The 11160-nt window shown below is 70.1% G+C and carries 8 protein-coding genes; all 8 read left to right on the top strand.

What is annotated here, in order from left to right; all coding sequences use genetic code 11:
* The first annotated feature begins 92 nt into the window (after nucleotides 1–92).
* A complete protein-coding gene (locus ABS642_RS00130) occupies nucleotides 93–1481 on the top strand; it encodes a serine hydrolase domain-containing protein (RefSeq protein ID WP_350351790.1) in 1389 nt (462 codons plus the stop codon).
* A complete protein-coding gene (locus tag ABS642_RS00125; RefSeq protein ID WP_350351789.1) occupies nucleotides 1478–3079 on the top strand; it encodes an ABC transporter substrate-binding protein in 1602 nt (533 codons plus the stop codon). The genes ABS642_RS00130 and ABS642_RS00125 overlap by 4 nt, the downstream gene beginning before the upstream one ends.
* Nucleotides 3080–3226: 147 nt before the next feature.
* Complete coding sequence (locus ABS642_RS00120; RefSeq protein WP_350351788.1) at nucleotides 3227–4615, top strand: serine hydrolase domain-containing protein; 1389 nt, start codon at nucleotides 3227–3229, stop codon at nucleotides 4613–4615.
* Nucleotides 4612–5517 (top strand): serine hydrolase, encoded by a 906-nt coding sequence (locus ABS642_RS00115; protein WP_350351787.1) that lies wholly within the window; start codon nucleotides 4612–4614, stop codon nucleotides 5515–5517. The genes ABS642_RS00120 and ABS642_RS00115 overlap by 4 nt, the downstream gene beginning before the upstream one ends.
* A 43-nt stretch (nucleotides 5518–5560) precedes the next feature.
* A complete protein-coding gene (locus tag ABS642_RS00110; RefSeq protein WP_350351786.1) occupies nucleotides 5561–7156 on the top strand; it encodes an ABC transporter substrate-binding protein in 1596 nt (531 codons plus the stop codon).
* Nucleotides 7157–7172: 16 nt separating this feature from the next.
* Complete coding sequence (locus ABS642_RS00105) at nucleotides 7173–8171, top strand: ABC transporter permease (protein ID WP_350351785.1); 999 nt, start codon at nucleotides 7173–7175, stop codon at nucleotides 8169–8171.
* The gene (locus tag ABS642_RS00100) at nucleotides 8171–10117 is read left to right on the top strand and encodes a dipeptide/oligopeptide/nickel ABC transporter permease/ATP-binding protein (RefSeq protein ID WP_350351784.1); all 1947 of its coding nucleotides are present in this window, start codon (nucleotides 8171–8173) and stop codon (nucleotides 10115–10117) included. The genes ABS642_RS00105 and ABS642_RS00100 overlap by 1 nt, the downstream gene beginning before the upstream one ends.
* Nucleotides 10114–11157 carry an ABC transporter ATP-binding protein gene (locus ABS642_RS00095; RefSeq protein ID WP_350351783.1) on the top strand — a complete coding sequence of 348 codons (1044 nt, stop codon included), beginning with the start codon at nucleotides 10114–10116 and terminating at the stop codon, nucleotides 11155–11157. The genes ABS642_RS00100 and ABS642_RS00095 overlap by 4 nt, the downstream gene beginning before the upstream one ends.
* Nucleotides 11158–11160 lie beyond the last annotated feature (3 nt).

Here is an 11160-nt window from a genome sequence, read left to right as displayed (position 1 = left end):
CACCGCACAACGGATGGAGCCGTGACTCGCGAATAGTCTCGGCCCATCGCCGTCCTCACCCGACCGACGGCGCTCGTTGAACAGGAGCGCACATGTCCACGCTGTCCGAGATCGGCACCTGGCTGCACGAGAATCTCCCCGACCTGATCACCGCCGATCAGGTCCCCGCCGTTTCCGTGGGAATCCTCGCCCACGGCGAGATCGTCACCGCGGCGGCCGGCATCCTGAACAAGAACACCGGCGTCGAGGCCGACGTCGACTCCGTCTTCCAGATCGGATCGATCACCAAGACCTGGACGGCGACGCTCATCATGCAGCTCGTCGACGAGGGGCTGCTCGACCTCGACGCCCCCGTCCGCCGGACAGTCCCGGAGTTCGCCATCGCCGACGAGGCGGCGGCGAGCACCATCACCACCCGGCACCTGCTGTCTCATGTCGCGGGATTCGAAGGCGACAGCTTCATCGACACCGGTGTCGGCGACGACTGCGTCGAGAAGTACCTCGCCGTGATCGCCGATGCCGCGCAGCTGTTCACCCCCGGCGAGCGCTTCTCGTACAACAACGACGCGTTCGTGGTGCTCGGCCGCATCATCGAGGTGCTGCGCGGCAAGCCGTTCGACCAGGTCCTCCGCGAGCGCCTGGCCGATCCCCTCGGCCTCACCCATGTCGCCACCGACGCCTCGCAGGCGATCCGGTTCCGCGCGGCACTCGGCCACGTCGACGCCGAAGACGGCGGCGAGCCCGTGCCCTCCCCCGTCTGGAGCCTGGTGCGCTCCAATGCGCCCGCCGGCGCGATGCTCGCGATGACGCCGCGCGACCTGCTGGGCTTCGCACGCCTGCACCTCGACGAGGGGCTCGCGCCCGATGGCAGCCGCCTCCTCTCCGCTGCGAGCGTCCGCGCGATGCAGCAGCGCCAGGTGGATGTTCCCGAGCTCGGCCTGATGGGCGACGCGTGGGGCCTCGGCTGGGAGATCTTCGACTGGGCCGGCGGGCCGGTGATCGGGCACGACGGCGGCACGATCGGTCAGACCGCGTTCCTGCGGATCGTCCCGGGCAGCGGGGTCGCGGTCGCGATCCTCACCAACGGCGGCGCCTCCGCCGCGCTCTACGAGACCCTCATGACGAAGATCCTCGGCGCGGTCGCGGGCGTCGAGGTGCCGTCGCTCCCGGTGCCTTCCGAGAACCCGGTCGACGTCGACCTCGACCGCATCCTCGGCACCTATTCCTCCTCGGTCTCCGACTCGACCGTCCGTCTCGACGACGACGGTCGGATCTGGCTCGAACGGACCATGAAGGGCGTCTTCGCGGAGTTCGACCCGGCGCCCGAGCCGACCGAGCTCGTCGGCTGGCGCGGCGACAGTCTGATCGCCCGGGTCCCCGAGCTCGGCATGCACATCCCCCTGGCGTTCGTGGGCGATGACGGCACCGGTCGAGCGCTCTATCTCCATAACGGCCGCGTCGGACGGCGGGCGAACGCATGAACGCCCGGATGCGCTCCCGCGCCGTCATCGCCGCCGTCGCCGGCGTCACCGCTCTCGTCCTCACCTCCTGCGCGGGACCCGCTGCGTCGAACCAGGGCGACACCGGCGTGCTCGCCGAGGGCAAGACCTTCGTCAGCATCATCCCCACCGATCCGGGGAGCCTCGATCCGCTGGTCACCGCGATGTCGTACGCGCGGAGCATCGATCGGTTCCTGTACTCGCGACTGATCGAGATGCAGACCGACGGCAGCATCGCCGCCGGTCTCGCCGAGAAGTGGGAGTCCGACACCACATCGGCCACGTTCACTCTGCGTGAAGGGCTCACCTGCGAGGACGGGACACCGCTCACCGCGACCGACGTCGCCGCCAACATCTCCTACATCGGCGACGAGGCGAACGGCTCCCCCATGGTCGGGCAGCAGGTGCAGGCGGGAACCGTCGCGGTCGGCGATGACGCCACGCGCACCGTCACGGTCGAGAGCGGGCGGCCGGATGCGTTCCTGCTGGAGAACGTCGGCAGCATCGCGATCGTCTGCGGGAACGTGCTCGACGACCCGGATGCCCTCGCCAAGGGCGAAGGCGCGACCGGGATGTTCACCATGACGGAGATCGTCCCGAACAGCCAGTACACGCTGACCCGGCGCGAGGACTTCACCTGGGGACCCGGCGACTGGGACCCGAAACAGGCAGGACTCCCCGAGAAGGTCGTGTTCCGCATCGTGCCGAACGAGACCACCGCGACCAACCTGATCCTCTCCGGGGAAGCCAATGCCGCCGTGGTCCTGGGCCCGGACAAGCGGCGCCTCGACGATGCCGGGATGTTCCGCACCGACCTTCCCGTCGCCGCGGGGCAGGTGATCTTCAATCAGGCGGAGGGACGCCCCACGGCCGACCAGGCGGTGCGCGAGGCACTCGTGCAGGCTCTCGATCTCGATCAACTCCGCCAGATCCTCACCGGCGGGGAGGGAACAGCGTCCAAGAGCCTCGTCACCATCTCGCCGAACCCCTGCCGCGCCGAACTGGTCGAGGAGTTCCTGCCGAAGGCCGACCCCGAGGCGGCCGCCGAGGCGCTCGACGACGCGGGGTGGACCATGGGCTCCGACGGCGTCCGCGAGAAGGACGGCGAGCGGCTCGCACTGCACCTGCTGTTCTCCTCGCTGCAGGGCGACGCGGGCGGTGCCGCGGCGGAGCTGATCCAGGCCACCTGGAAGGAGCTGGGCGTCGATCTCAGCATGAAGGGCGCGGATGTGCCGGCGATCAGCGAGACGCTCTTCGCCACGGGCGACTGGGACGTCTCCGCCGTGCCGATCTCGGTCTCGCTTCCCAACATGCTCATCCCCTTCTACTCCGGGCCGACACCGCCGAACGGGACGAACTTCGCGTCTATCGACGACGCCGCGTACACGGCCGCGGTGACGGCGGCATCCGACAAGACCGGCGCGGAGGGCTGCGACGACTGGAACACCGCCGAGAAGGCGCTGCTCTCCTCGACCACCGTCGTGCCGTACGCCGATCAGCTCACCGGGACGTACGGCTACAAGGCGACCTTCATCGAGAACGACGGCATCGACCCCGCGTCGATCCGCATGTACGAATAGGGACGCCCGCGGCGTTGGTCGTCGCGTACGAACACACCACGAAGTCTCGTCCCCCCGCACGAACGCCCGGTTCCCGCGGGCACATAGTGTCGGGCCAACCGCCGTCGGATCTCGAATCGACGGCGCACTCGACGAAGAGGAGCGTACATGTCCACGTTGTCCGAAATCGGCACCTGGCTGCAGGAGAATCTCGCCGATCTCATTGCCGCCGACCACGTCCCTGCCGCATCCGTAGGGGTTCTCGCCGGAGGCGAGGTCGTCACGGCGGCGGCCGGCATCCTGAACAAGAACACCGGCGTCGAGGCCGACGTCGACTCGGTCTTCCAGATCGGTTCGATCACCAAGACCTGGACGGCGACGCTCATCATGCAGCTCGTCGACGAAGGCCTGCTCGACCTCGACGCACCGGTGCGCGACACCGTCCCCGCGTTCGTCATCGGCGACGAAGCGGCGGCGAGCGTCATCACCACGCGGCAGCTGCTCAGCCACGTGGGCGGATTCGAGGGCGACCTGTTCATCGACACCGGTGTCGGCGACGACTGCGTCGAGAAGTACCTCGCCGCGATCGCCGACGCGCCTCAGCTGTTCGCACCCGGCGAGCGCTTCTCGTACAACAACGCCGCGTTCGTGGTGCTCGGCCGCATCATCGAGGTGCTCCGCGGCGAGCCCTTCGACCGTGCGCTCCGCGCGCACCTGGCCGAGCCGCTGAAGCTCACGCATGTGGCGACCGATGCGTCCCAGGCGATCCTGCACCGCGCGGCGCTCGGCCACATGCCGGTTGAAGGCAGCGATGTGCCGGAGCCTGCTCCGGTCTGGAACCTCGTGCGCTCGAACGCACCGGCCGGCTCGATGCTCGCGATGACCGCCCGCGACCTGCTCGGTTTCGCGCGCATGCACATCGACGGCGGGACAGCGGCGGACGGGACAAGGGTGCTCTCGGAGGAGAGCGTCCGCGCGATGCAGGAGCGCCAGGTGGAGCTCCCCGACCTCGGCCTGCTGGGCAACGCCTGGGGTCTGGGGTGGGAGATCTTCGACTGGGACGGCGGCCCGGTCGTCGGCCACGACGGCGGCACCATCGGCCAGAGCGCCTTCCTCCGGATCGTTCCGGGGTCCGGCGTCGCCGTCGCGATCCTGACCAACGGCGGATCGCCGGTCTCGCTGTACATGACCCTCATGACGAAGATCCTCGGCGCACTCGCCGACGTCACCGTCCCCACGCTGCCCGAACCGCCCGCGGACCCGGTCGACGTCGATCTGGAGCGCATCCTCGGCACCTACTCGTCCTCGGTCTCCGACTCCGTCGTCCGACAGGACGAGGAGGGTCGGATCTGGCTGGAGCGCACCATGAAGGGCATCTTCGCCGACCTCGGCCCCGCACCGGCACCCGTCCAGCTGGTCGGATGGAACGGCGAGAGCCTGGTCCCCGCCGTGGCGGAACGCGGGATGCACATGCCGCACGCCTTCGTCGGGGATGACGGCGAGGGGCGCGCTCTCTACCTGCACACCGGTCGTGCCGACCGTCGGGTCGACGCATGAGCGCGCCGACCGTGGAGACCACCGACATCGCGGACATCTTCACTCGCGTCGGTGCGGTCGGATACCTGCACGCGCGGGAGATCGGTGTCGCCGACGGCCCCGAGGTCGAGGTCCGGGCCGACGAGCCGGTCGTGCTCGCCTCCGTGTTCAAGATCCTCGTGCTCGTCGCCTACGTCCGAGCGGTCGAGGCCGGCGAACTGGATCCGACGGAGCGCACCACCGTCACCGCCCGCTACCGGACCGGCGGCGTCGGCACGGCCGGCTTCGCCGATGACGTCGAGGCGAGCTGGCGCGACCTCGCGCTGAACATGATGTCGATGAGCGACAACGCGGCGACCGACCTGATCTATCACCGTGTCGGCGCGGATGCCGTGCAGCAGGTCATCATCGACCTGGGGCTCGACGGCACGCACCTGGTCGGATGCTGCGAGGACCTCTTCGACTCCGTCGTCTCCGACCTCGGCGGCACTCCCGACAGCGATCTCGAGGAGCTCCTCGCCGGTGCGACCCCGGAGCAGATCTGGACCCTCAGCGCACTCGACCCCGACCGGACGTCGGGCTCGACGCCGCGCGAGGTCACCACTCTCCTGAACGCCCTGTGGACCGACGCGGCAGCGCCGGCCCCGGCATCCGCTGCGGCCCGCGACATCATGGCGCGGCAGATCTGGCCCCATCGGCTCTCCTCCGCGTTCCCCGCCGAGGTGAAGCTCGCCGCGAAGACCGGAACACTCCCCGCGTGGCGCAACGAGGCGGGCGTCGTCACCTACCCGGACGGCCGTCAGTACGCGGTCGCCGTGTTCACGCGAGCCGACTCCCTGACCGAACGGCTTCCTGCGGTCGACGCGTCGATCGGGCAGGCAGCCTTCGCCGCGATCGAGCACCTGCGCTCGCTCACCGTCTGACACCCGCTTCACCCGACATATCCCCCCCTGCTGGAGGCAACAGATGCGTTCTCGTACCTCGCTGGTCGTTCTCTTGGGCGCTGCGGCGCTCGCCCTCACCTCGTGCGCTCCGTCCGGCGCCTCTCCCGGCGGCGGAGGTGACACGGGTGCCCTGGCCGAGGGGAAGACGTTCGTCAACGTCTTCTCGACGGACCCTGGCAACCTGAATCCGCTCGTCACCGTGATGTCGGCGGCGCGATCGATCGATCGATTCCTGTACGGCCGGCTCATCGAGGTGCAGGACGACGGAAGCGTCGTCTCGGGTCTCGCGTCCGAGTGGGAGTCGGACACGACCACCGCCACGTTCACCCTGCGCGACGACATCACCTGCGAAGACGGCACGCCGTTGACGCCGACCGACGTGGCGGCGAACATCAGCCACATCGGGGACCCGGCCAACGGCTCGCCGCTCATGGGACTCCAGGTGCAGCCGGGAACGTCCGCCGTCGGGGACGATGCCGCCGGCACGGTCACCGTCACCAGTGGTCGCCCCGACTCGTTCCTGCTCGAGAACGTCGGCAGCATCGCGATCGTCTGCGGGAACGTGCTCGACGACCCGGATGCCCTCGCCAAGGGCGAAGGCGCGACCGGGATGTTCACCATGACGGAGATCGTCCCGAACAGCCAGTACACGCTGACCCGGCGCGAGGACTTCACCTGGGGCCCTGGCGACTGGGACCCGAAACAGGCGGGACTCCCCGAGAAGGTCGTGTTCCGCATCGTGCCGAACGAGACCACCGCGGCCAACCTGCTGCTGTCCGGCGAGGTCAACGCCGCGCTGGTGATCGGACCGGACGCCCAGCGCCTGGAGGACGCCGGCCTGTTCAAGACGGCTCTGCCCGTCGCCGTCGGCCAGTTCATCTTCAACCAGGCCGAGGGCCGTCCGACCGCCGACCAGGAGGTCCGTGAGGCGCTGGTGCAGGCCCTCGACCTCCCGCAGCTGCGCGAGGTGCTCACGAGCGGCAAGGGCACCGTTCCCACCGGGCTCGTGACGATCTCCCCGAACCCCTGCCGTGCCGACGTCGTGGACGGCTTCCTCCCCGAGGTCGACGCGAAGGCGGCGGCGAAGGCGCTCGACGACGCGGGCTGGACCGTGGGCTCCGACGGCATCCGGGAGAAGGACGGGAAGAAGCTCGAGCTGGGCATGATCTACTCCTCTCTCCAGGGCGACTCGGGCAATGCTGCGGCGGAGCTCATCCAGGCCACCTGGAAGGAGCTCGGCGTCGGCCTCACCGTGAAGTCAGCCGACTCCCCGACGCTGAGCGAGACGCTGTTCGCCACCGGCGACTGGGACGTCTCCGCCGCACCCATCACCGTGTCGCTGCCGAGCATGCTCGTGCCGTTCTACTCGGGGCCGACGCCGCCCACCGGCACCAACTTCGCCTCGATCGACAATCCCGACTACACGGCGGGCGTCACCGCGGCCTCCAGCAAGGCGGGCGCCGAGGGATGCGACGACTGGGGTGCCGCGGAACAGGCGCTGTTCGCCGACACCAGCGTCGTCCCGTTCGCGAACCAGGATCGCTCGACGTACGCGCAGAAGGCGACGTTCGTCGAGAACGACGGCATCGATCCGTCGTCGATCCGCATGTACGAATAAGACCGGAAGGCAGCCGATGGCCAGCACCACCGCCACGCAGGCGATATTGATCAGATCCGCACGGTCGGACAACCCCTGGTTGTCCTTCCTGATCCGTCGTGGGGGGCAGTTCATCCTCGCGGTGTGGGTGCTGGTCACGGCTGCCTTCCTCATGATCCATCTGGTGCCGGGCGACCCCGTCCGAGCCGCGCTGGGCATGAACGCCCCCGCTGAACTCGTCGAGGCGCGCCGGGCAGCCCTCGGTCTGGATCAGCCCCTCCCGGTGCAGTACCTGCACTACCTCACCGGTCTCTTCACCGGCGACATGGGCACCTCGATGCTGACGAGCCAGCCGGTGGGCGAGATCATCGCCACGCGGCTCCCGGCCACCCTGCAGCTCGCCCTCCTCGCCGTGCTGCTCGTCCTCCTGGTGGCGGTGCCGCTCGGGGTCACGATGGCCGTCGCGACCCGCGGCGGACGACGGCGGGGCCTCGAGCTCGGGTTCGCGACCACCAGCGTCGTGCTGGCGGCGATCCCCGAGTTCCTGCTCGCGGTGGGCCTCGTGTACATCTTCGCCGTCTCGCTCGGCTGGTTCCCCGTCGCCGGCAACACGGCCGCACTCTCGCTGGTGCTGCCCGTGATCGCCCTCGCCGTCGGGCCGATCGCCGTGTTCGCCCGGATCATCCGGGTCGAGGTGCTCGCCGTCCTCAGCCAGGACTTCATCCGCACCGCACGGGCGAAGCGGCTCGCGCCGCGTCGCATCTACTCCCGGCACGCGCTCCCGAACGCGATGACCGCCACGCTGACGCTCACCGGACTCCTCCTGACCGGCATGGTCGCCGGGACCGTGCTCGTGGAGAACGTCTTCGCATGGCCGGGGCTCGGCACCATGATCGTGCAGTCCATCCTGACCAAGGACTACTCGGTCGTGCAGGGCATCGTCCTCGTCTACGGCGTGGGCGTGCTGCTGGTCAACCTCGTGATCGACGTGGTGCTCGCGCTCCTCGATCCCCGCTCGACGATCAGGGAGGCGTGATGTCCGCGCGTTCGAAATGGCTCGATGTCGTCCGTTCCCCGCTGGGCGCCACTGCCCTCGGCCTGGTGATCCTCGTCGCCCTCGCCGCCGTGTTCGCCCCGCTGATCTGGGGTCCGCAGGCCGAACAGGTCGACCCCACGGCGATCACACAGGGCCCGAGCGCCGCCCACCTGCTCGGCACCGACTCCCTGGGTCGCGACGTGCTGGCCCGCGTGATGGTCGCCACACAGCTGTCGATCATCCTGGCGGTGCTCGCCGTGATCATCGGCGTCGTCGCCGGCACGCTGCTGGGCACCGCTCCGTCCGTTCTGCCTCGATGGGCCGGCCGGTTCATCGCCGGTGTCGTCAACATCGCCGTCGCGTTCCCCGGCCTCCTCCTCGCCCTGTTCTTCGCCGTGATCTTCGGCGTGGGCACGACCGGGGCGGTCCTGGCGATCGGGTTCGCCATGGCGCCCGGCTTCGCGCGACTGACGCAGACGCTCTCCGCCGGCATCGCGGGGCGCGACTTCATCGCCGCCGCGAGGGTGGCCGGGGTGTCCCGCATCCGCATCCTGATCCGGCACATCCTCCCGAACATCGGCGAGCCGCTCGTCGTCAACGCCACCGTCGGCGCCGGATCCGCCCTCCTCGCCTTCGCCGGCCTGTCATTCCTGGGCCTGGGCGTGCAGGTGCCCGCGTACGACTGGGGCCGGCTGCTCGGCGAGGGCCTGAACCGCATCTACCTGAACCCCGCAGCCGCCATCGGACCGGCCGTCGCGGTCGTCGTCGCCGGACTCGCGTTCAACATGCTCGGCGAGACCGCCGCCTCCGTCATCGGCGGCCGATCGGCGCGTCGCCGCGGCCGCCTCCCCCTGACCGCTCTCTCGAGCGCCCCCGTTCACGCGCAGGCCGCCGGCGACGAAGTGGTGCTCCTCGTCGACGACCTGCGCGTGTCCTTCCCCGGCCCGGACGGCTGGATCACCCCCGTGCGCGGAGTGAGCTTCACGATCTCGCGCGGCGAGGCGATCGGCGTCGTCGGCGAATCGGGCTCGGGCAAGAGCCTCACCGCCCTCGCCGTCGCCCAGCTCATCGAACGACCGGGACGCATCTCCGCCGGGCAGCTCGAGTTCTGCGGCACCCCGCTCCAGGAGGCGTCGGAGCGCTCGGTGCGCCACCTCCTCGGCACGTCCATGGCCATGGTCTTCCAGGACCCGATGACGTCGTTCAACCCGACCCGTCGCATCGGATCGCAGCTCGCCGAGGCGGCATCCGAGCACCAGGGGATCACCCGGCGCGCCGCGATGGACCGCGCGATCGATCGACTGCAGGCCGTGCGCGTGCCCGCCGCGGAGCGACGGGCGAAGCAGTACCCGCACGAGTTCTCCGGCGGCATGCGGCAGCGCGCGATGATCGCGATGGGGCTGATGAACCATCCGCGCCTGATCATCGCCGACGAGCCGACCACCGCCCTCGACGTCACCGTGCAGCGACAGGTGCTGCAGCTGCTGGCCGGGGTGCGCCGCGACACGGATGCCGCGATCCTGCTGATCAGCCACGACATCGCCGTGATCGCGCAGACGTGCGACCGCGTACTGGTCATGTACGCCGGACGCATCGTGGAGGACCTCCCCGCCGCGCACCTGCACTCCCACGCCCGGCATCCGTACACGCGAGCGCTGCTCGACGTCGTTCCCGAGCTCGACACCGACCGGTCGACGCCGCTGAAGATGATCCCCGGACGCCCGCCGGCACCGGGAGCCTTCCCCGTCGGCTGCGCCTTCGCCGCCCGGTGTCCGCTCGCCACCGAGCTGTGCCGAGAACGCGACCCCGAGCTGGTCGACGACGCCTCCGGCCACCGCGTGGCGTGCTGGCATCCGGTCGACGGCGATCAGCCGGCCGCCGACGCCGCGATCCCCGCTGTCACCTCCGCCCTGCCGATCGCCCAGCACGAGGGAGCAACCCGATGAGCGAACTGCGCTTCGAGCACGTGAGCGTGCGCTACGGATCCTCCCGGTCCGGGCTCACGGCCGTCGACGACGTGAGCCTCATCGTCCCCTCGGGGTCCGTCGTGGGACTCGTCGGCGAATCCGGCTCCGGCAAGTCCACGCTCGCGCGGGCGGCCATCGGCCTGTCGCCGATCAGCGAGGGCGCCATCGCCCTCGACGGCGTCGACGTGCGCCGCTTCCGCCGGAACCGTCCGATCCAGATGGTCTTCCAGGACCCGTTCTCGTCACTCGACCCGAGGATGACGATCGGCGAGTCGATCGCCGAGGCCCTCCCCCGCGGCATCCGCAATCCCTCGGCGCGGCGTGCGGAGGTCTCCCGGCTGCTGGAACTCGTGAGCCTCGACCCGGAGCGGGCGGCATCCCTGCCCGCAGCCCTGTCCGGCGGCCAGCGGCAGCGGATCGCCCTGGCCCGCGCGCTCGCGGCCCGGCCCGAGGTCATCGTCGCGGACGAGATCACCTCCGCGCTCGACGTCTCGGTGCAGGGCTCGGTCCTGAACCTCGTGCGCGAGCTCCGCGCCGAGCTCGACCTCACCATGCTGTTCATCTCGCACAATCTCGCCGTGGTGCGCTATCTCAGCGACCACATCGCGGTGATGTACCTCGGCAAGATCGTCGAGGTGGGGCCGACCGACCAGGTGCTCGGCGACCCGCAGCATCCGTACACCAGGGAGCTGCTGGCGTCGGCGCCCACCCGTCACGGGAGCCTCCTGGAGATCGATCCGCTGGCCCCGGTCGCTGTCGAGCCTCCGGACCCGCACGCGCCGCCGAGCGGATGCCGGTTCCACCCGCGTTGCCCCATCGGACCGGCCGCGCGTCCCGATCGCCAGCTCTGCGTCATCTCGGAGCCCCAGCAGCCCTCGGGTTCGCGCGGCGCCGCGTGCCATTTCGCGGGCACGGGTCCGTCGCTCCCGATCGGGACTGTGCCGGACTCCCAAAGCACCCCGGGCCTTTCAGCCGATGAGACAACACCGCCGCGCGTCGCGGCCGACACAGTGAAGTGACCA

Origin of the sequence: Microbacterium sp. A8/3-1, assembly GCF_040267695.1 — a bacterium.
Lineage (GTDB): Bacteria > Actinomycetota > Actinomycetes > Actinomycetales > Microbacteriaceae > Microbacterium > Microbacterium luteolum.
This window is presented reverse-complemented; position numbering and strand designations above follow the sequence as displayed.